Consider the following 18,718-nt stretch of genomic DNA (forward strand, 5'->3'; position numbering starts at 1 on the left):
CGGCGGCCCGCGGACCACTACTCACCGAGGGCCCAGCCGACGTCCCTGAGCAGCGCATGCCGCCACCCGGCCCGATCATGCCCCGACGCGGACCGGGACACCCGGACGGTCGCCCCGGCCCGCTCGGCCAAGCCCTCGGTCACCTCACAATGGGGCAGCATCCGGTCCTCGTGCTCCCCGACGTCGAACGCGACCCGCAGCCCCGACAGAAACGCACCTTTCCGCAGGCGCTCGGCGATGGCACCCCCGACCGGGCCCCCCAACGGATCGGCCCACTCCAGGGCATCCGGAGTCCACCAGAACGACCCCGACTGACAGGCAACCCGCGACACCAACTCGGGAAACTCAAGAGCCGCGTACACCGCACTCAGCCCGCCGAGACTCTGCCCGGCGACCACCAGCCGCTCCGGGTCGGCGGGCACGCCCGACTCCGCCACCAACGGCAGCAGTTCGTCCCGCACCGCCTCCCACAGCTCGGGCCGGCACGTGAACTCGGCCGCCCGGTCCTTGGCGGGGAGAAAGACGAGCGTGACCGGCGGCAACTCACCGGCCGCCACGGCCGCGTCGAACGCGGTCACAGCAGGATGCAGATACAGCCAGTCGTCCCCGTCGAGCAGCAGCACCACCGGCCCGCCACCCCCCGCCGGATGCACCCGCACCGTACGCCGCCCGCCCAGCCGGTCACTCGACCAGCGAATCCGCGCCCGCGGCACGGGCAGCACCGCATCGGGCCCGACGACGGGCCAGTACGGCTGCTCCGGGGCGTCCGGCGTCGCGACGATGGACCGGTCACCGCCCGCACCGGCCGGGTTGAACGGGTCGGGGTGGGCGGCGTCCTCCACCACGAACCGATACGTCACCCGCAGCCGTGCGGGCATGCGCACCTCGGCGTACCAGCAGTCCGACTCGGCCCAGCGCCGCAGGGGCACCGGCTCCGACCAGCTCTCGAACTCGATCCTGGCCGGCGACGACCCGCGCCACAGGAACAGGGTCACCCAACCGCCGTCCTCCGCGGGCGCCGACGAGGGCGCCCCGACAGAGGCCCAGAACGCGTCACTGCCGGGCGTCCCGGGCAGCCCGAACCCGGCGAACGCGTCCTCCCTGCCGGCCGCGGCCACACGCATGAACGTCTCCTTGTGAGAGGGAAGGGACAAAGGCTAAGCTCCGTCAATTAGGCGAGCCTAACCTAATCTTGGCCTTCCGAGGAGGCACGACGCATGAGCACCAACCCCTTCGACGACAACGAAGGCCGGTTCCTCGTCCTGGTGAACGACGAGGGCCAGCACTCCCTCTGGCCGTCCTTCGCCGAGGTGCCCGGGGGATGGACGATCGCCTTCGCCGAGAACACCCGCGAGGCCTGCCTGGAGTACGTCGAGACCCACTGGACGGACCTGCGCCCCCGGTCCCTCGCCACGGCCCAGGACGCCTGACCCCGCCGATGCTGTGCACCAGGCTGACCAACGCCCGTTTCCTGACCATGGATCCGGATCACCCGGTCGCTCATGACCTGGGCATCTGGCAGGGCCGGATCGCGGGCCTCGACGAGGCGGTGACCTCCCTGCCCGCCCGGGAGGTCGTCGACCTGCAGGGCGCCACCGTGCTGCCGGGGTTCATCGACGCCCATGTCCACCTCGCCTGGACCGGGTTCAAGCAGACCACCCCGAGCATCGCCGGACGCACCCGCGTCGACGACGTGCTCGCGGTCGTGGCCGAGGCCGTCGCCCGCACCCGCGCCCCCGGCGACTGGGTGAGCATCGCCGGCTACGACCAGCGGGCCCTGGGCCGCCACCTGACCGCCGCCGACCTCGACCGGGTCAGCGACGGACGCAAGCTCTACCTGCTGCACGACTCCGGGCACGGCTGCGTCGTCAACACCGCCGTCCTGGACCTGCTCCCCGCGGACATCCCGCACGAGAACGGCTTCCTCGCCGAGCAGGCCATGGGCGCCGCCCGTGCCCTGCGCCTGCCGCACGCCCAGGAGGACCTGGCCGAGGCGATCGGCCGCGCGGCCCGCACCTGCCTGGCCGAGGGCGTCACCGCCTGCGCCGAAGCGGGCATCGGCGGCACCCTCTTCGGCCACAGCCCCGTCGAACTCGGCGCCTACCAACTCGCCCGCGACAAGGACCTGTTGCCGCTGCGCGTGCAGCTCATGGTCTCCGCGGACCGGCTGCGCCCCGTGACCGCCCACGAGACCGACGGCATCCCGAGGGCCCTCGACCTCGGACTGCGCACCGGGTTCGGCGACGACCGGCTGTCCGTGGGCGCGCTGAAGGTCTACACCGACGGCGGCATGATGGCCCGTACGGCCGCCCTGACCAGCCCGTACGAAGGGCTCGACCACGCCGGGCAGTTGCAGGACGACCCGGACGTGCTCACCGGCCTCATCGTGGACGGCCACCTCGCCGGCTGGCAGCTCGCCGTGCACGCGATCGGCGACCGCGCGGCCGACATCGCCCTGGACGCGATCGAGCGCGCTCAGCGCCTGCGCCCCCGCCCCGAGGCACGCCACCGCATCGAACACGCCGGGCTGATCCGGCCCGACCAGCTCCCGCGCTTCGCGCGACTCGGCGTCAGCGCGGTCGTGCAGCCCAGCTTCCTGCGCTGCTTCGGCGACGACTACGCCTCGATCATGGGCAAGGAGCGGGCGCCCTGGATGTACCGGGGCCGGGCCTTCCTGGACCACGGTATTCCCCTGGTGGGCAGTTCGGACCGGCCGGTCGCCGACGGATCGCCCCTGCGCGCCGTCCAGTTCATGGTCGAGCGCGCCTCCGCCTCCGGGCAGCTCATCGGCCCGGACGAGGCCGTCACCGTCGACCAGGCCCTGCACGCCTACACCGTCGCCGGCGCCCGCGCCTGCCACTGGGAGGACCGCCTGGGCAGCCTCACCCCGGGCAAACACGCCGACCTGGTCGTCCTCGGCGACGACCCCCGGAACGTCGACAGCTCGCGCATCGGCGACATCGAGGTCGTGGAGACGTACGTGGCCGGCCTCCCGAGCCGTCCGCGTACCTGATCCCCGGTCCGGAACCGAGGAAGGAACCCCTTGACCACGGCCACGCCGCGCCCTGCCGCGCTGCCGCGCGCCCTTGTCGCACCGACGCCCACCGTGCGCACCGCGCGCCCGGAGGAGGCCGCCGCCCTCGCCTCCCTGTCCCGGCCCTTCGTGCGCTCGGGCGCGCTGCGCGAACGCCCCGTCTCCCTCTACGCCGCCCACGCGGCCGATTTCCTGGTACTGGAGGCCCGCGACGGGACCCTCGACGGCTGTGTGGGCCTGCGCGCGTACCCCGCCGACGCGGAGGAGGGCTGCGAACGCGCGGGCGTCGTCTACAACTTCTGCGTGGCCGCGCACCGGCAGGGGAGCGGAGCGGGCGCCGGGCTGTTACGCGCGGTGCTCGCCACGGCCCGCGCCCAGTCGCTCGACGCCCTGTTCACGGCGACCACCGGTGGCGCCGGACTGTTCCTCCGCTACGGCTTCACGCCCACGACCGCGCACCGCGCGCCGCGGCCCTGGGCAGCGTCCCTGGACCCGCGGCGCAACGCGCGCGTCCTGGTCAGGACGTGGTGACCACGTCGGGAACCACGGTGGTGCCCGGGCCGGCCCCGGCGAGCACACTGCGCAGCACCGCGTGCGGCACACGGCCGTCCACCACGTGCGCCGTGCGCACCCCGCCGCGGACGGCCCGCAGGCAGCCCTCCATCTTCGGCAGCATCCCGCTCGCCAGCCCGGGCAGCAGCCCGTCCAGCGCACGGGCCGTCAGACGCCCGATCACCTCGGTGCTGCGCGGCCAGTCCGCGTACAGCCCCTCGACGTCGGTGAGCATCACCAGCCGCTCGGCGTCGAGGGCGACGGCGAGGGCCGCCGCTGCGAGATCGGCGTTGACGTTGTAGACCTGCCCGTCCGCGCCGCGCGCCACGGGGGACACGACGGGGATGTGGTCCTGCTCCAACAGGGCCCGCACCATGGCCGGGTTGACGTCCACGACGTCGCCGACGAGGCCGATGTCCACCGCCCGCCCGTTCACCCGGGCCGGCCGCCGCACGGCCGTCATCGTGTGCGCGTCCTCCCCGGTCAGGCCCACCGCGAAGGGGCCGTGGGCGTTGATGTGCCCGACCAGCTCCCGCTGTACGCGCCCCGTCAGCACCATGCGCACCACGTCCATGGTCTCGGGTGTGGTCACCCGCAGCCCCGCCTCGAAGCGGGTCTCCAGGCCGAGCCGGTCCAGCATCGCGCTGATCTGCGGCCCGCCACCGTGCACGACGACCGGGCGCAGACCCGCGTGCCACAACTCGACGACGTCCTGGGCGAAGGTCAGTTGGAGCTTCGCGTCCACCATGGCGTTGCCGCCGAACTTGACGACGACGACACTGCCCCGCGGGTTCTCGGGCCAGGGAAGTGGCCCGGCCAGCGGATCCCCATCACGGGCGGCTGTCACGGTCACGCGGACACTCCGTTTCATGGCGGGGCAGGTCCCGGGCGAAGTGGTGCCGCAGGTCATGCACGAAGTCCGTTAGATAAGGCTAACCTTACCAAGCGCCACGGCTGAAGCGCAGGCGGCCGGGCAGGCTGCGAGAACTCCGTCGCGTACCGCCCGGGTGCTGCCTACCCTGGCGGCATGGGACATGCGAAGACCTCCTACGTCTGCCTGCCGTGCCGGGCTTCGTACAAGCAGCCGTACGACAGGGACAGGCAGCGGATCTGCCCCCGCTGCGCGCAGCCGCTGATCCACGTGGGCTCCGCCTTCGCGACACCCCGCCGCCGGGACACCGCGGCCTGGCGGACACTGTCCGTGCTGCTGCACGCCGGCGTCCGCTTCCACAAGAGCTGCTGCGGCGGGCCCGGTTACCGCCCCCGCACGCTGAGCGAGGTGCGCGAGCGGATGACGTACGCCCGGCGCAACGGCGAGCCCTTCGCCAGGGCACTGGTACGGCACCTCTGAACACAGGACGTCCGCTCAGGCCGGGCAGCCGGCCCGCGTGGTGGCCGTGTCCCAACGGATCATCAGGTAGCCGGACGCACCGATCTCCGCCACGGCGTAGCGAGAGTACGGCCAGGCGCTTCCCGCGCTCTCCCGTTCGCTCACCAGAGCCCGGCATGCCTCGCGGGCGGCCAGAGCCGCCCAGGACTCGACCTGCTTCTCGTTCCACTGCAGGTATTCCGACCAGACGTACATCACCGAGTCGTCGGGGTCGAAGCCCACTTTGATGTGCTTGTTGCCGAGCACCCGATCGGTGCCGAGCGTCCGACGCATCCCGTTGGTACCTGTGATGATCTTCCTGGCGGTGGCGTCCGCGACCCGGATCTCCGCGCTGTCGGTACTGGGGATCATCGCCTGCCCCAGACCGTCCTCGTCGGGATGCCAGCCCTGCGCACCGTCCCCGTCCTGCCCCGTGTCGTCGTCGGCGGCCGAACGGCAGTCGGTGTCGGTGACGAAGTCGTCCTGCCAGGTCACCCGCGGATCTTGGCCCTGCTCCTCCTTCACCATGACGTACGTGCGGTACGGCAGGTCCGGGTGCAGGCGGAGGACGACGTCGCGCAGCGTCAGGCACATCGACCTGGCGATCTCCGTCTCCGCGTACAGCGTCCCCTGCTCGTCGGAGGTCAGCCGGTACGAGAGGTAGACCTCCCGGCGCGACGCGTGGAACCGCACGGTCCCCGGAGTGAAGTCGGCGCCGTCGCCGAGGTACTGCGCCTCGACACCCTGGTCGTGCAGGACGGCGCGTGCCACGTCGTGCTCCCCTGCGCCCTGTGCCGCTCGCGCCTGGTTCCAGCTCGCCACACTCGCCGAGCCACCGCTCGCGGCCTGCCGCTCCGCCTTCCCGTCCCCCTGTGCGGTGCTCGCCGAAGCCTGCCCTGATCCGGCCGGGACCAGCGGTGACGCCGAGGCCGCGGACGAGGGGCTGTGACGGCCGCCCCCGGTGTCGTCCGGCAGCAGCGCCGCCACTCCTCCGGCCAGCCCGCCGATGACGCCTGCCGCGACGGCGACCGCGGCTACCAGCCGCTTCCGCGATCGACTCCTGTCCGACGGCAGTTGCCAGGAGACGTCCTCAGCGGCCGGCACTTCCCACGCGGCAGTGATCATGTCCGCGGCCGCCGCCGGTAACGCATCGGCACTCGGCACCTGAGTGACCTGAGAGGCCAGGAGCACCGCGCACTCCTGGGCGGCCTCGGCGGCCGACGGACGCTCACCCGGGTCCTGGGCCAGCGCCTTCTCCACGATCCGGCGCAGGGGTGCGGGCACGCCATCCAGGTCGGCCTCGCCCGACATCACGCGGAAGGCCACCACATCGGGCGCACCGGCCCCGAACGGCAGCCGGCCGGTCGCCGCATAGGCCACGAGCGCCCCCCACGCGAACACGTCACCCGCCGGACCCGCGGTGCCCTGGCGGTACTGCTCGGGGCTGATCCAGCCGGGGGTGCCGGTCATGACCCCCGTCCGGGTGACGCTGGTTCCGTCGGCGGCGTGCGCGATACCGAAGTCCAGCAGCCGGGGGCCGACGGGTGTGAGCAGGACGTTCTGCGGCTTCACGTCGCGGTGCACCACCCCCATGGCGTGAATGGCGGCCAGCGCCTGCGCGGTGGCGGCCGCGAACGCGTACGGGCTTCCTTCCGTGAGCGGCCCCTGCGCGAGCACGTGCTGGGTCAGTGTTGGTCCCGGAACGTAGGCGGTGGCCAGCCACGGGGTCTGCGCATTCGGATCGGCCGCGAGCAGGGGGACCAGGTGCGGCCCGGTGACGCGGGAGGACAGTTCCACCTCGCGCCGGAAACGGGCCCTGAACTCCGGATCCTGGGCCTGCTCGGGGTGGATCACCTTGACCGCGACGCGCATTCCGTCGGAGGCGACTCCGGCGTGGACGGTGCCCATACCGCCCGCGCCGAGGCGGCCGATGATGCGGTAGGGGCCGATGCGGGTGGGGTCGCCCGGGCGAGCCGGCTGAACTCTTCCGCCGGAGCCGATTGCGGTCACGAGCACTTCCTTGAAGCAGAGGGGTGATTCCGGGCGGGCCGGGTGTCGATCGCATCCGGCGGGTGCCGGGCGGAGGGGGCGAAGCTCACGACCGTCGAGCCGCGCGCGCCCGGCTCGATGGCTGGGACAGAAGACGTCACAGGTCGGCGACCTGCTCTGCCAGTCCTTCAGTCCGTGGACGCTCGGAGGTTCAGTTCGGTGCCGAGCCGCCCGTACTGCACGCCTTCCGCCCCCTGAGGTGCCCGCCCCCGCAGCATCCCGATCATGGCGTCCAGCGCCTGCTCGTGCCCGGCTCTGCCCTGTCGCATCGCGGTCCCTCCCCGGCCGTCGACCTGTGCGACGCGAGCCTATGCGGCTTTGCCCCCGGGGGCGGTCGGAATACCGGGTCGCGAGCCTCCGACTGCTGATGGGGGCAGCCGTGAAGGGGGCCGTTGTCGTGCAAGGGCCCAGGCCGGGGGTTCGCCCAGGACACCGGTGAGCGCTGCCGCACCCGGGAAAGCCGTTACGGCATGCCCGGGTTCGCTTGGATTCGCCTGCGCTCGGATCACCGACCGAGGCGTCAATTCTGTTTGACGGCATCACTGGTTCGGGCTCATCAGGGAGGGCCCGTGCTTAGCGGGTGCGTCTACCGAAAAGAATCATTGCGACAACACACTGCCGAAAGGACCAATTCATGCGCTGCGCCCGTGTCTTCACGCTCGCCGCCGCCGGTGCGCTGCTCGCGGTCCACGCCGCCACCGGCACCGCTGCCGCGGCGGAGCAGGGCGATGTTGCGGTGTTCAGCACGGAAGTGACGCCACTGACCGTTTATCGCGATCCGCACGGGTGCCAGAAGCTTCCGCCCGACGCGCATGTGCTGACGAACCACACCGATCGTCCGGTCACTGTCTACGCCGACCCGTTCTGTCTGACCCCCGGCCTCACCGTGCAGCCCGGATACGGCTCGCACGTGGCGCCCGGCAGCGGCAGTTTCTCCGCCTGAGCCACTCCTGTTCCTGTTCCCCCCACACCTTCAGGAGAACGTACGCACATGGCTGCCGATCTCGTCGTCATCGGGCTGGGGCATGTCGGGCTGCCGCTCTCCAGAGCCGCGCTCTCGGCCGGTCTGGCGACCGTGGGGTACGACGTGTGCGGCACGGTGGTGTCCGGACTCGCCGAAGGCCGTTCCCATGTCGGCGGTGTCCTCGACGCCGAGGTCGCGGTCATGCTGGACGCGGGCTTTCATGCCACGACCGACCCAGAGGTCCTGGACGGCGCGCAGACCGTGGTGATCTGTGTGCCGACCGGACTCACACCGGAGGGCTTACCCGACCTGTCCGCGGTCGAGGACGCAGCCCGGGCCGTCGCCGCCCGGCTGCGTCCCGGCATGCTCGTCGTCCTGGAGTCCACCAGCTATCCCGGCACCACGGAGGATGTCGTGCGTCCGCTGCTGGAGCACGGCAGCGGGCTGCGGGCGGGCGAGGGCTTCCACCTGGCGTATTCGCCGCAGCGCATCGACCCCGGCAACAAGACGTGGACCATCCGCAACACGCCGAAAGTCGTGAGCGGTTGCAGCGCGCTGTGCGCCAAGTACGCCGTCGCGTTCTACTCCCGGTTCGTCGACCAACTCGTCGTCGCCCGCGGTACGCGGGAGGCGGAGATGGCCAAACTCCTCGAAAACACCTACCGGTACGTCAACATGGCCCTGGTCGACGAAGTGGCACTGTTCTGCCACGAGACCGGCATCGACATCTGGGACGTGCTGCACTGCGCCGCGTCGAAGCCGTTCGGCTTCGCACCCTTCAGGCCCGGACCCGGCGTCGGCGGGCACTGCGTTCCCGTCGACCCCCGCTATCTCGCCGCGCGGGCCGAGTCCCAGGGCTTCGCCTTCCGCACGCTGGCAGCCGCACACGAGGTCCTCGGCCGTATGCCGAACCATGTCGTGGACCGAGCGCTGGCCCTGCTCACCGACGTCCGGGGCCGCCCCGAGGGCGCACGGGCCCTGCTGCTCGGAATCACCTACAAAGCGGATGTGGCCGACGTACGGGAGACGCCGGCGCACCCGGTGGCTGCAGGACTGCTCGCCGCCGGTGCCGAGGTGTCCTACCACGACCCGTACATAGCCGAGTTCACGGTCGCCGGCCGGTCGTTGCCGCGCGCCGAAAACCTCCAGGAAGCCATGGCCCAGGCCGATGTGGCGATCCTGTTGCAGGACCACGCCTGTTACGCCAGGGAAGCACTGGGCCAAGCCCGCTGCGCCCTGCTCGACACCCGCGGCAAGGCCGTGGGCAGCAGGGTCACCCTCCTCTGATCTCCGCGTGCCGGCCCCCAGAGCCGGTGCCTCCTCCCGCCGGCCCTCGCCGGCCCCAGAGCCCGCGCAGCGGTATCGCCCTGCGCGGTCGCGGCCCTGCCCAGGTGCCGCGGTCCGTCATCCATCCGGAACAAGCCGCACCACCCGACACCCTCGGACTCCGTCCGAGAGAAGGAGAGACATATGAGTTCCGCTGTCGCCAACGACCGCCTGGTGAAGCGCTTCGAGAAGTGGGACACCGACGGCAACGGCGTCCTGGAGGCGAGCGACTTCCAGGGCGAGGCCGCCCGGATCGCCCAGAACCTCGGCAAGAACGCCGACGCCCCGGAAGTGCAGGAGCTCCACGACGCGTTCCAGGGGCTGTACCAGCACCTGGCCCAGAAGGCCGGTGTCCCGGCCGGTGGCGCCATCAGCCGGGAGCAGTTCCTCGACGCCACGGGGGAGTTGCTCTTCAAGGAGGGTGAGGCGAGCTTCAACCGTGCGCTCTCTCCCATCGTGAAGGCGCTGGTCCGCCTGTGCGACGACAACCACGACGGCGAGATCGACGCCCGTGAGTTCAAGGCCTGGCTGTCCGCGGTCGGCGTGCCGGCCTCCCAAGCCGGGGAGATCTTCCAGAAGGTGGACAGGAACGGCGACGGAAAGCTGTCCGAGGACGAACTGCTGCAGACCGTCCGCGACTTCCACTTCGGCCGACTGGAGGTCGAGCTGCTCGGCTGACCTGCCCGAAGGGCAGCTGTGACCCCGGGTGGGCGACCACCCGGGGTCACGGGCCACAGCGTGGCGCCGCCCGTCCAGAGGGGCGGCGCCACCCTGTGCACGACCGCTTGGCCGCGGAACCGCCCGGAACCGTCCTGCGGATCCTCCGTGCACCCGGGTCCGTGGAAGCCCCGCCAGAGACCGCTTCTGCTCGCACCTGTCAGGCACCGGGCGGCGCGGGGACAGTGCCGTTGTCCCCAGCCCGGCCCTGGACGAAGGTGACGACACCCTCCGGCCGCAGCCCCAGGTCCCGGCCGCTGACCGGATGCGCCGCGTGGATCAGGATGTTGTAGTGGTTGGGCAGGTGGCAGGCATCGAAGCCGAGCACCGTGCCGACCGTCATGTCCCCGATCCGCACCAGGTCGCCCCGGTCGATCACACCGCCGCACAACAGCTCGGCGAAGCCCAGGAAACCCACCCGGTCGATCCGGGCGCCTGGGCGCGGGTCCCACTGGTCGGTGGTGACCAGTTCGTGCACCTCGCCCCGGCGTACGCAACGCGCCGCGTGCTCCTCCAGCCGCATGCCGCGGTCCGTGCGGCGGTGCACGAGCACCTTGACCAGTGCTCCGCGCACCACGCGCTTTGGGCCGTCCTCCGCCGGATTCACCGGTCCGCCTCCGCTGCCGTCGCATCGCATGCGGGCCGGGCACAGCGGTAGGCCGCCTCCACCAGTTCCAGCGCGGCCAGGCCGCCGTGCGCCCCCGGGCCGGCCGGGGCACCGGTACGGACCAGCGCGGCGAACTCGGTGAGGATCGCCTCGTACTCGTGCCACAGCGACGCCTTGAAGCCGGTGTGTCCGGCCAGCATGTCGGCGTGCAGCACCTCTCCGCCGGCCAGCTCCACCTCCACATCCTTGCGTTCGCCTGGGTACGACCAGTCCAGCTCGACCGAGGCCGTGGCTCCCGTACGGCCACGCAGGCGGATCACCGCCCGACGGTCGACGCCGGAGACGTCGCGGTGGATCTCGCAGCCGGTGACGGCGAGTTCACCGAGCAGCAGCCGCACCAGGTCGAGGGCGTTGGGGCCGTTGTCCGCCACACAGCCGCCGCCGCAGCGGGCCGGGTCCAGGTACCAGTCCTCGCCGCCGAGATGCTCCTCGATGCGCTCCAGATAGCGCACCCGGACGGAGCGGATCTCCCGGCCCGTCGTCCGGCGCGCCAGTACGCGGACGGCGTCGTTGTAACGGCGGTGGAACGCCGTCATCAGCGGGACCCCGCAGCGCCGCGCCAACTCCACCAGCACGGACCCCTCGGCCGCGGTCAGGGCGAGGGGCTTCTCGACGCAGACGGGGACGCCGGCGGCCAGGGCGTCCCTGCACAGGGGCAGGTGCACGTCGTTGGGCACAGCCACGACGAGGGCGTCCGGTCGTGCCCGGTCCAGCAGCGTGCGGTGGTCCCTGAAGCGTGCCGCCGGGCCGGGGAACTGCTCCAAGGCCTCGGCGCGGGCGTCGCACACGGCGGTCAGCCGCCACTCGGGCAGCCGTTCAGCGGCGGCCAGATAGTAGGGGGAGATGGCGCCGAGACCGACGACGCCGAGTCGCAAGGGCCGGGTCATCGCGGGCTCCCGGGACCGCCGAGGAGACCGAGGGCGGTCAGCTCCGCATGGAGGTGCGGCGGCAGGGGGATGCCGTGGCGGCGGCGCTCGGCGGCGAGTTCCGCCTCCCGCCAGCCCGGATAGCGCACCGGGTCGCCGCCGGGTACCGGCGGGCAGTCGACGAGGGCGCCGAACAGGGACCGGGTCGCGGCGGCCACGTCCGCGCCGGGGCGCAGCACCTCCGGGGCGATCGCGAGGAGGAAGAAGCCGATGCCGTCGTCGCTGCCGTGCGGCCGGCCGTCGCCTTCCAGGGCGGCGGGCGCGGGCCCGAGGGCCGCGCCGGACACCACGGCGGCCAGCAGTTCCACGGCGATGCCGAGCCCGTAGCCCTTGTGGACGCCGGTCTCGGCCGTGCCGCCCAGCCAGCGCAGGAAGGCCTCGCCGCGGTCGAAGGCGGACGGGTCGGTCACCGTTGCGCCCGCCGCGTCCTCCAGCCAGCCGGCGGGGACCGGGGTGCCGCGGCGGGCGGCGACGCGGACCCGCCCGGTGGGCGCGACGGTGGTGCTCATGTCCAGCAGGAACGGGTGTCCGTCGAGGGCCGGCGCGGCGACGCTCAGCGGATTGGTGCCGAGCATCGCCACCGTGCCGCCCGGGGGCCGTGCGATGCGCTGGCCACCGCAGTTGCTCGCGACCACGCCGATCATCCCGGCGTGCGCGGCGCGCACGGCGTGGAAGCCGGCGCACCCGAAGTGGGTCGCCCCGCGCACCGACACCAGCCCGACCCCGTGCCGGCCGGCCCGTGCCACGGCGTCGTCCATGGCCTCGGCCGCGGCCCACAGGCCCAAGGCGCGGCGAGCGTCGACGACCGCGCAGGCGCCCAGGTCGGTGAGGGCCTGTGGTTCGGCGCGGGGGTCGCAGCGGCCGGACTCCAGCAACGGCAGGTAGAGCCGGGTGAGGTTGAACACGCCGTGCGAGTCGAGCCCGGTCAGGTCGCCGTGGCACAGCGCGTCCGCGGCGAGCCGGGCCCGCGCGTCAGGGATGCCGTGGCCGGAGAAGAGGCCGGTGAGCGAGGCATGCAGCTCCGGGTGGTCGACGAGGACGGTGGTGCGCTCGACCGCCGCTCGCGGGGCGGTGGGTGCCGTCATACGGGATTCCTTACGGGGCGGGGCGGTTCACTTCAAAGGTCGTTCGCTTGGGGGTGCGGCGCTCTACGGCGGTCCGTGCGCTGATGACGCCGGCAGCGCTTCGGCGAAGAACGTGACGAGCCGGCGGACCACGCCGGCGAACTCCTCCAGGTCGGCGAGGTCGACGAACTCACCGGGCGCGTGGGCGCGGTTGGCGGCGAGACAGCCGGGGCCGAGCACGGTGGTGAAGGCGTCCTCCAGCCCGGCTGCCCAGATCGCGTCGCAGGTGAAGCCGGGGTCGCCGGCAGCCGGCCGGGCTCCCGCGCGGGCCAGGAGTTCCTCGGCCCACGGGTCGGAGTCGTCCAGCGCGGGCAGGCCCTGTTTGTCCCAGCCGAGCCGGGTGATCCGTGCCGCGTCCCGCGCCGTGCGGGCGAACTCCCGTGCGAGGGCGAAGCGTTCGGCGAAGCAGCGCAGGCCGTCGGCGACGTGCCGGGTGACCTCGGTCTTCAGGCGGTCGCCGTCCGCGGTGCGGCGGTACGACAGGTTCATCAGCAGCGTGCCGGTGCCGTGGACGCGGTTGTGCGTGTGGCCGGTGTGCAGTCCGGCGACGCACACCCGCGTACCGGGCACGGCCCCGTCCAGGCGGGCTGCGAGGTGCTGGGCCAGGAATCCCAGCAGCACGGTGGCGTTGTGTCCGGCGTCCGGGTGGTCGTCCACCGCGTCCTCGCCCGCGACGGTGATCCGCGCGGTCATCGCGGCGGTGGCCCGGGGCAGCGCGCGCAGCCCGGTCGGCTCGCAGAACACGTTGAGTCGGCCGTGATGCCCGGCCTCCAGCAGCGGGCGGGTGCCGTACGTGCCCAGGGCGCCGCCCTCCTCCCCGGCCACGGCCTGGAGCAGGACGGTGACGTCCCGTCCGATGGCGGGGTGGGACGCGGCGGCCAGCAGCCCGGCGAGCAGGGCCACGGCGGGTCCCTTGGCGTCGACCGCGCCACGGCCGGTGAACCGCACGCCGTCGAAGGCCGGCGGGGTGTGTCCGGCGACGGTGTCCAGGTGGACGTTGAACATCACGGTGTGCTCACGGGGACGCTCGGGTCCCAGCCGCAGCAGCAGGCTGGGCTGGTCCGCGAGGAAGTGCGGAGCGCGGGCGGCGGCGCGGACCGTGGACGGCACGCCCGGACGGTCCAGGCAGGCGGCGGGCGGACCGGCGAGGCGAACGGTGCGGAACCCCGCTTCGGCCGCGGCCGTCGCGTACCGCTGGAGGATCTCGGGCAGCCGCGACGGTGGATCGTCCGGACCGGCCTCCAGGGGGTTGACGCTCGGCAGGCGCAGCAGGTCCAGCAGCAGCTCTCGGTGCCGGCCGGTGAACAGGTCGCTCACGCCGGGCCGTCCAGAGGGCCGGTGACCGGCTGCCCGGCGCCCAGCAGCCCGGCGAGCGCCTGCCCGGCCCGGACGAACAGGTCGACGGAGCCCTCACCGGCCCGGGCGAGCCCCTCGTGGGGGCGCACCGCGAGATGGGGTTCGAGGGACAGCGCTCCGGTGTAGCCGTGGGCGGCCAGCAGCTCCAGGCACTCCACCACCCCGGCCTCACCCTCGCCGGGCAGGGTGTAGGCGGTGCCGCCGTCCGGGGTGCGGACGGCGTCCTTGATGTGGACGTGGACGACGTACGGGGCGAGGTCGCGGAGCAGGTCCGGGGCGCGGTAGCCGTACGGGACGCCGTTGCCGGTGTCGAACAGCAGTCGCAGGGCCGGGCTCTCCACGGCGCGCACCAGTCGTAGCGCCCGGTCGGCCCGGTCCCCGGCCCAGCCCGCGCAGTTCTCGTGCACCAGCACCAGGCCCGCGCGCTCGGCGCGGTCCGCCAGGACGGCGGTGCGGGCCAGGACGCGGTCGGCCCACTCGGTCTCCGTCAGACCGTCGTTGGGGTACGACATGATCCGCACCAGACGGCAGCCGAGGGTGGCGCAGCGCTCGGCCAGGACGTCGAGTTCCGCCAGGTCCAGGCCCAAGTCACCGGTGACGGGACGGGACCAGTTGCCGATCCGGGAGGCGACGGCGGTCACGGTGACGCCGGCCTCCGCAAGCCGCCGGGCCAGCGTGCCGAAGGCGGTCGCGGAGAGGTCGGCGAGGGCCGTGCCGTCGACCGTGCGCAGTTCGATGGCCTTCCAGCCCAGGCGTCGCAGGGCGGCCAGTTGCCCATCGGTGCCGGGTGCCGCCTCGTCGCCGATGCCGGCGAGCGGCCCGAACTCCCGGACGCGAGGTCCGTGCCGGGACATGTCAGCGGCTCCCGGCACGGGCGCGCGGTGTGACGGCGCAGCGCTCCCGGGCCGCGCACAGCAGCCGGGCGGTCGCGCAGGCGAGCGGGAAGTTCCCGACGCCCGCCGCGCCCGAGGCGAAGCCGCGGTAGGCGCAGTCCATGAAGTCGGTCAGGGCGTCGTCCCGGAAGACGTGGTGTCCGATCCCGGGCACTCCGTCCGCGTCGAGGACTCCGGCCGGCGGGGCCGCCGTCCCGCGGTCGAAGGGGGCGATGACCAACTGCGCGTGGTCGTCGTCCTCGCTGAGCGGGAAGTGGGCCGTGGCCGTCCCGCCCTCGAACTCGCAGACGACACTGCGTTGCCGGACGGGTGCGCCGAGGTCGGAGCGCAGCAGGGTCATCACTCCGGAACGATGCTCCAGTTCGACGTGCGCGCCGCCCAGGCGGGGCAGTCCGCGGTCCTCGCAGCGCAGGTCCCAGCAGTGCGCGGCGCGGAGTTCGGCCGGTCCGGCCAGATCGAGCGCGAGCGCCAGGGAGTGGGGGATCTCCACGTCCAGGGCGGACGGATGTCCGTCGGTCGCCAGGGACCGCAGGAAGCGGGGCTTGTGCTGGTCGACGGTGATACGGCGCAGAGAGCCGAGCCGTCCGCCGCCCACCAGCCGGCGCAACCGGCCGGCGAGCCCGGAGGTGATCCAGTGGGCGACGGCCACGAGATCGAGCCCGGCCTCCTGACGCAGCCGGATCAGGGCGTCGAGTTCGTCCGCGGACGCGGCGAGGGGTTTCTCCACGATCATCCGGCGGAAGCCGTGACCGGACAGTTCCGCGAGGAGGTCGTAGCGCAGCCGGGGCGGTGTGCACACGTGGACCACTGCGGTGGCGGGGTCCACGTACCGCAGAGCCTGTTCCAGCGTGGTGACGGCCGTGACCTCGCCGGACATGCCCAGGGGCTTCAGACCGTCGGCGCGCGGGTCGCAGCCGACCGCGGGCAGGACGACGAGCGGATCCCCCGTGGCCGCGGTCCGCCGGGCCAGGCGGACGAGCGTGTTCAGATGCAGTCCTGATCCGGACCGGCCGAGCCCGACCACGAGGGGCTGCAGCACAGGGCCTCCTGAGAGGGGAACGGGAAGGAAACGGGCGCGCTCGATTCGCTGCGCCACGCACAACTCCGGTGCGCCGCACCACTGTTGCGACCCCGCGCGAAAATGGTCAAGAGGCCCGGAACGCCATTACCCAGAACGTGTGAAGATGATCCTTTCCTTTCTCGCTCGACCGGAAGTCCGTTTAGCGTGGGCATTCCGCTGACACGACGGAGACAGGTGAGAGATTGCCTTCCAGTGGACAGATTCCGGCGCGCGCCGGGGGCGCATTACCGACGGCGCCGGGAACGGCCGATCGAATTCCCTTCTTCTCTCAAGCCGCGACGTTCGAAAGACTGTGGCCTTCCATCGAGAAGGCGTTGTCCGAGGTTTTCCACAGTGGCAAGTTCTCCCACGGAAAACAGGTCGGGCAACTCGAGGCGGCGCTCGCGGACTACACCGGCGCCCGGCATGTGATCGGCGTCAACAGCGGTACCGACGCGCTGGTGTTGCTGCTGCGCGCCTGCGGAGTGCGCCCCGGCGACGGTGTGCTGGTGCCGGCGTACTCGTTCTTCGCCACGGCCTCGGCCGTCGTACTGGCAGGCGGGACACCGCAGTTCGTCGACATCGATCCGGAGACGTACGCGATGGACCCCGCGGCGCTGAAGGCGGCCGTCACTGCGCGGAGCCGGTTCGTGATGCCGGTGCATCTGTTCCACACGATGGCCGACATGGCGGCCGTCACCGCCCTCGCCCGGCAGCACGGCCTGACGGTCGTGGAGGACAGCGCCGAGGCGATCGGCATGCGCCGGCACGGAGTGCACGCGGGCCTGCACGGGGTCGGCGGCGTCCTGTCCTTCTTTCCCTCCAAGACGCTCGGCGCGCTCGGCGACGCGGGAGCCGTGCTCACCGACGACCCGGAGGTGGCGGTCACCGTCGCGGCGCTGCGCCACCACGGCAGGACGGGCCGCACGCTGAACGACTTCACTGCCATCTCCACCGAAAGCGCCCTGCCCGGCGCGAACAGCAAGATGGACGACATCCAGGCGGCCGTCCTGCTCGCCAAGCTGTCCCTGCTGGAGGAGCACATCGCGCGCCGGGCCGAACTGGCGGACGCGTACACCGCCCGGCTGCGAGACGTGCCGGGGATCGTCCGCCTGCCGCGGACCACCGCCGGAGCACCGGACGACCGCGACGTGTACTACGTCTACCTGATCGAGACCGAGCACCGGGACGCCCTCGTCGACCACCTCGCCCTGCACGGCATCGACACCGAGGTCTACTACCCGGTGCCCCTGCCCCACCAGCCCGCTTTCGCCCACCTGGGCCACCGACAGGGCGAGTTCCCCCACGCCGAGGCGGCGGCCCGGCACGCCGTCGCCCTGCCCTTCCACCCCGACCTCCGATCCGACGAACTGGACCGCGTCTGCGACACCATCCGCTCCTTCCTCGCCGGAACGAGGACGACCGCATGACCGCATCGCTCCCTCCCGCCGTCCCGTTCTTCCCTCCCGCCCTCTTCGAAGCCGACCGCCTCGCACTGATCGGGCTGGTCCGCGAGGTGGGCCTCGACCCGGAGCAGCGGTTCATCCTGGGCAGGCGCACCGCCGCCTTCGAGGACCGGCTTCGCGAGGATCTGGGGGCCGCCGACGTGGTCGCCTGCTCAAGCGGCACCTCGGCGCTCTCGCTGGTGCTGCGGGCCATGGACGTAGGTCCCGGCGACGAGGTGATCGTGCCGGCGTTCGGCTGCGCGCCCCTGGCGGCCTCGGTGCTCGATGTCGGGGCCACACCGGTCTTCGCCGACATCCTGCCGGACACCATGACCATGGACCCGGACGAGGCGGAGCGGCTCGTCACCGAGCGGACCAAGGCGGTGATGCCGGCCCACATGTTCTCCGTCATGGCCGACATGCCCCGCTTCGCCGAGCTGGCCCGGCGGCACGGACTGCGCCTGCTGGAGGACTCGGCGGTCGCCCAGGGCGGCGTGCTGCGGGGCGTCCCGGCCGGGCTGTGGGGCGAGGCGGGGCTCTACTCCTTCGTGCAGGTCAAGACCTGCGGCATGCCCGGCGAGGGCGGCGTGGTCGTCACCCGGGACCCGGCGCTGGGCGAGAAAGTGCGGATGCTGCGCAACCACGGCCAGTACGCCGGTCGCCGGTTCGTCCACCACGCCGTCGGGCTCAACAGCCGCTTCGACGAGATCCAGGCCGCCTTCCAGACGTACCGCTACCCCGGTTTCCCGGCGCGGCTGGCACGGCGGGCGGAGATCGCCGCGTACTACACCGAGCGCTTCACGCCCCTGGCCGGCCAGGGTGTGGTCCCGCCGCCGCCCGACCGGGACGGCCGGTGCTTCTACGTGTACACGGTCCTGGCCGAGGACCGGGAGGCCCTCGGCGCTCACCTGGCCGAGCGGGGGGTGGCCACGCACGTCTACTATCCGAGCCCCCTGCCCGCCCACCGTGCCTTCGCTCCCTACGCGCCGCCCGGTGCCCGCTGGCCGCGCGCCGGACAGGCCGCCCGCCGCCATCTCGCCCTTCCGGTGCACCACCTGCTGACCGACGCACAGATCGAGCACGTCGCCGACCTCGTGTGCGCCTTCGCCACCGAGCGCGGCTGACGCGCGACCGCCCGTCTCGTACACCGTCGACCCGCGACCGCCCGTCTCGCCCATCCCGCTGCCCGGGCGAGCGGCACCCCCCTTCGGACGCAGACACCCCCCAAGAGGTCAC

The 18,718-nt window shown here is 72.7% G+C and carries 19 protein-coding genes; 9 read left to right on the plus strand and 10 right to left on the minus strand.

Annotated features, from left to right (window positions below; translation table 11 throughout):
* Nucleotides 1-17: 17 nt before the first annotated feature.
* The gene (locus tag AB0G20_RS38190; RefSeq protein WP_361311133.1) at nt 18-1,124 is read right to left on the minus strand and encodes an alpha/beta hydrolase-fold protein; all 1,107 of its coding nucleotides are present in this window, start codon (nt 1,122-1,124) and stop codon (nt 18-20) included.
* A 93-nt stretch (nt 1,125-1,217) separates the two neighbouring features.
* Here AB0G20_RS38190 and AB0G20_RS38195 point away from each other — a divergent pair, with 93 nt between their 5' ends.
* Genes AB0G20_RS38195 through AB0G20_RS38205 form a run of 3 tightly spaced genes read left to right on the plus strand, consistent with a single transcriptional unit; the run spans nt 1,218 to nt 3,565 of the window.
* Complete coding sequence (locus tag AB0G20_RS38195; protein ID WP_361311136.1) at nt 1,218-1,430, plus strand: MbtH family protein; 213 nt, start codon at nt 1,218-1,220, stop codon at nt 1,428-1,430.
* Nucleotides 1,431-1,438: 8 nt separating this feature from the next.
* The gene (locus tag AB0G20_RS38200) at nt 1,439-3,013 is read left to right on the plus strand and encodes an amidohydrolase (protein ID WP_361311140.1); all 1,575 of its coding nucleotides are present in this window, start codon (nt 1,439-1,441) and stop codon (nt 3,011-3,013) included.
* 30 nt (nt 3,014-3,043) lie between these two features.
* Nucleotides 3,044-3,565: a GNAT family N-acetyltransferase gene (locus AB0G20_RS38205; protein ID WP_361311142.1), complete on the plus strand. Its 522-nt coding sequence runs from the start codon at nt 3,044-3,046 to the stop codon at nt 3,563-3,565.
* On the opposite strand, the gene argB is transcribed toward AB0G20_RS38205, so the two are convergent.
* Nucleotides 3,552-4,406 carry an acetylglutamate kinase gene (argB, locus tag AB0G20_RS38210; RefSeq protein ID WP_361311233.1) on the minus strand — a complete coding sequence of 285 codons (855 nt, stop codon included), beginning with the start codon at nt 4,404-4,406 and terminating at the stop codon, nt 3,552-3,554. The two genes, AB0G20_RS38205 and argB, sit on opposite strands and share 14 nt — an antisense overlap.
* A gap of 207 nt (nt 4,407-4,613) precedes the next feature.
* Here argB and AB0G20_RS38215 point away from each other — a divergent pair, with 207 nt between their 5' ends.
* Nucleotides 4,614-4,937, plus strand: a complete 324-nt coding sequence (locus AB0G20_RS38215) for a deoxyxylulose-5-phosphate synthase (RefSeq protein ID WP_361311145.1) — start codon at nt 4,614-4,616, stop codon at nt 4,935-4,937.
* 15 nt (nt 4,938-4,952) lie between these two features.
* Here AB0G20_RS38215 and AB0G20_RS38220 read toward each other — a convergent pair whose 3' ends face one another.
* Together AB0G20_RS38220 and AB0G20_RS38225 are read right to left on the minus strand one after the other, a co-directional pair.
* Nucleotides 4,953-6,965 carry a serine/threonine-protein kinase gene (locus AB0G20_RS38220; RefSeq protein ID WP_361311147.1) on the minus strand — a complete coding sequence of 671 codons (2,013 nt, stop codon included), beginning with the start codon at nt 6,963-6,965 and terminating at the stop codon, nt 4,953-4,955.
* 167 nt (nt 6,966-7,132) lie between these two features.
* On the minus strand, nt 7,133-7,273 hold the full coding sequence (locus AB0G20_RS38225) for a hypothetical protein (protein WP_361311150.1): 141 nt from the start codon (nt 7,271-7,273) through the stop codon (nt 7,133-7,135).
* 365 nt (nt 7,274-7,638) lie between these two features.
* On the opposite strand from AB0G20_RS38225, the gene AB0G20_RS38230 reads away from it, so the two are divergent.
* The 3 genes from AB0G20_RS38230 to AB0G20_RS38240 all read left to right on the plus strand — a co-directional run bounded on the left by AB0G20_RS38230 (nt 7,639) and on the right by AB0G20_RS38240 (nt 9,972).
* A complete protein-coding gene (locus AB0G20_RS38230) occupies nt 7,639-7,947 on the plus strand; it encodes a hypothetical protein (RefSeq protein ID WP_361311152.1) in 309 nt (102 codons plus the stop codon).
* Nucleotides 7,948-7,995: 48 nt separating this feature from the next.
* On the plus strand, nt 7,996-9,255 hold the full coding sequence (locus AB0G20_RS38235) for a nucleotide sugar dehydrogenase (RefSeq protein ID WP_361311154.1): 1,260 nt from the start codon (nt 7,996-7,998) through the stop codon (nt 9,253-9,255).
* A 183-nt stretch (nt 9,256-9,438) separates the two neighbouring features.
* On the plus strand, nt 9,439-9,972 hold the full coding sequence (locus AB0G20_RS38240; RefSeq protein WP_361311157.1) for an EF-hand domain-containing protein: 534 nt from the start codon (nt 9,439-9,441) through the stop codon (nt 9,970-9,972).
* Between the two features lie 199 nt (nt 9,973-10,171).
* On the opposite strand, the gene AB0G20_RS38245 is transcribed toward AB0G20_RS38240, so the two are convergent.
* The 6 genes from AB0G20_RS38245 to AB0G20_RS38270 form a co-directional block, all read right to left on the minus strand.
* Nucleotides 10,172-10,588: a hypothetical protein gene (locus AB0G20_RS38245; protein ID WP_361311159.1), complete on the minus strand. Its 417-nt coding sequence runs from the start codon at nt 10,586-10,588 to the stop codon at nt 10,172-10,174.
* Nucleotides 10,589-10,614: 26 nt separating this feature from the next.
* Complete coding sequence (locus AB0G20_RS38250) at nt 10,615-11,565, minus strand: Gfo/Idh/MocA family oxidoreductase (protein ID WP_361311162.1); 951 nt, start codon at nt 11,563-11,565, stop codon at nt 10,615-10,617.
* Nucleotides 11,562-12,689: an Ldh family oxidoreductase gene (locus AB0G20_RS38255; protein ID WP_361311164.1), complete on the minus strand. Its 1,128-nt coding sequence runs from the start codon at nt 12,687-12,689 to the stop codon at nt 11,562-11,564. The genes AB0G20_RS38250 and AB0G20_RS38255 overlap by 4 nt, the downstream gene beginning before the upstream one ends.
* Nucleotides 12,690-12,752: 63 nt before the next feature.
* Nucleotides 12,753-14,045, minus strand: a complete 1,293-nt coding sequence (locus AB0G20_RS38260; protein ID WP_361311166.1) for a M20/M25/M40 family metallo-hydrolase — start codon at nt 14,043-14,045, stop codon at nt 12,753-12,755.
* On the minus strand, nt 14,042-14,938 hold the full coding sequence (locus tag AB0G20_RS38265; protein WP_361311169.1) for a sugar phosphate isomerase/epimerase family protein: 897 nt from the start codon (nt 14,936-14,938) through the stop codon (nt 14,042-14,044). The genes AB0G20_RS38260 and AB0G20_RS38265 overlap by 4 nt, the downstream gene beginning before the upstream one ends.
* Before the next feature lies 1 nt (nt 14,939).
* Complete coding sequence (locus AB0G20_RS38270) at nt 14,940-16,016, minus strand: Gfo/Idh/MocA family oxidoreductase (protein WP_361311171.1); 1,077 nt, start codon at nt 16,014-16,016, stop codon at nt 14,940-14,942.
* A gap of 356 nt (nt 16,017-16,372) precedes the next feature.
* Here AB0G20_RS38270 and AB0G20_RS38275 point away from each other — a divergent pair, with 356 nt between their 5' ends.
* Nucleotides 16,373-17,467: a DegT/DnrJ/EryC1/StrS family aminotransferase gene (locus AB0G20_RS38275; protein WP_361311174.1), complete on the plus strand. Its 1,095-nt coding sequence runs from the start codon at nt 16,373-16,375 to the stop codon at nt 17,465-17,467.
* A complete protein-coding gene (locus AB0G20_RS38280) occupies nt 17,464-18,606 on the plus strand; it encodes a DegT/DnrJ/EryC1/StrS family aminotransferase (RefSeq protein WP_361311177.1) in 1,143 nt (380 codons plus the stop codon). The genes AB0G20_RS38275 and AB0G20_RS38280 overlap by 4 nt, the downstream gene beginning before the upstream one ends.
* Nucleotides 18,607-18,718: the final 112 nt, after the last annotated feature.

This window comes from Streptomyces sp. NPDC024017 (assembly GCF_040638895.1).
In the GTDB taxonomy this organism is placed as follows: Bacteria; Actinomycetota; Actinomycetes; order Streptomycetales; family Streptomycetaceae; genus Streptomyces.

Coding starts and splice junctions, on each gene's coding strand:
- AB0G20_RS38190 (WP_361311133.1), bottom strand. CDS start 1,124: ATGCGTGTGGCCGCGGCCGGCAGGGAGGACGCGTTCGCCGGGTTCGGG.
- AB0G20_RS38195 (WP_361311136.1), top strand. CDS start 1,218: ATGAGCACCAACCCCTTCGACGACAACGAAGGCCGGTTCCTCGTCCTG.
- AB0G20_RS38200 (WP_361311140.1), top strand. CDS start 1,439: ATGCTGTGCACCAGGCTGACCAACGCCCGTTTCCTGACCATGGATCCG.
- AB0G20_RS38215 (WP_361311145.1), top strand. CDS start 4,614: ATGGGACATGCGAAGACCTCCTACGTCTGCCTGCCGTGCCGGGCTTCG.
- AB0G20_RS38225 (WP_361311150.1), bottom strand. CDS start 7,273: ATGCGACAGGGCAGAGCCGGGCACGAGCAGGCGCTGGACGCCATGATC.
- AB0G20_RS38230 (WP_361311152.1), top strand. CDS start 7,639: ATGCGCTGCGCCCGTGTCTTCACGCTCGCCGCCGCCGGTGCGCTGCTC.
- AB0G20_RS38235 (WP_361311154.1), top strand. CDS start 7,996: ATGGCTGCCGATCTCGTCGTCATCGGGCTGGGGCATGTCGGGCTGCCG.
- AB0G20_RS38240 (WP_361311157.1), top strand. CDS start 9,439: ATGAGTTCCGCTGTCGCCAACGACCGCCTGGTGAAGCGCTTCGAGAAG.
- AB0G20_RS38250 (WP_361311162.1), bottom strand. CDS start 11,565: ATGACCCGGCCCTTGCGACTCGGCGTCGTCGGTCTCGGCGCCATCTCC.
- AB0G20_RS38255 (WP_361311164.1), bottom strand. CDS start 12,689: ATGACGGCACCCACCGCCCCGCGAGCGGCGGTCGAGCGCACCACCGTC.
- AB0G20_RS38265 (WP_361311169.1), bottom strand. CDS start 14,938: ATGTCCCGGCACGGACCTCGCGTCCGGGAGTTCGGGCCGCTCGCCGGC.
- AB0G20_RS38280 (WP_361311177.1), top strand. CDS start 17,464: ATGACCGCATCGCTCCCTCCCGCCGTCCCGTTCTTCCCTCCCGCCCTC.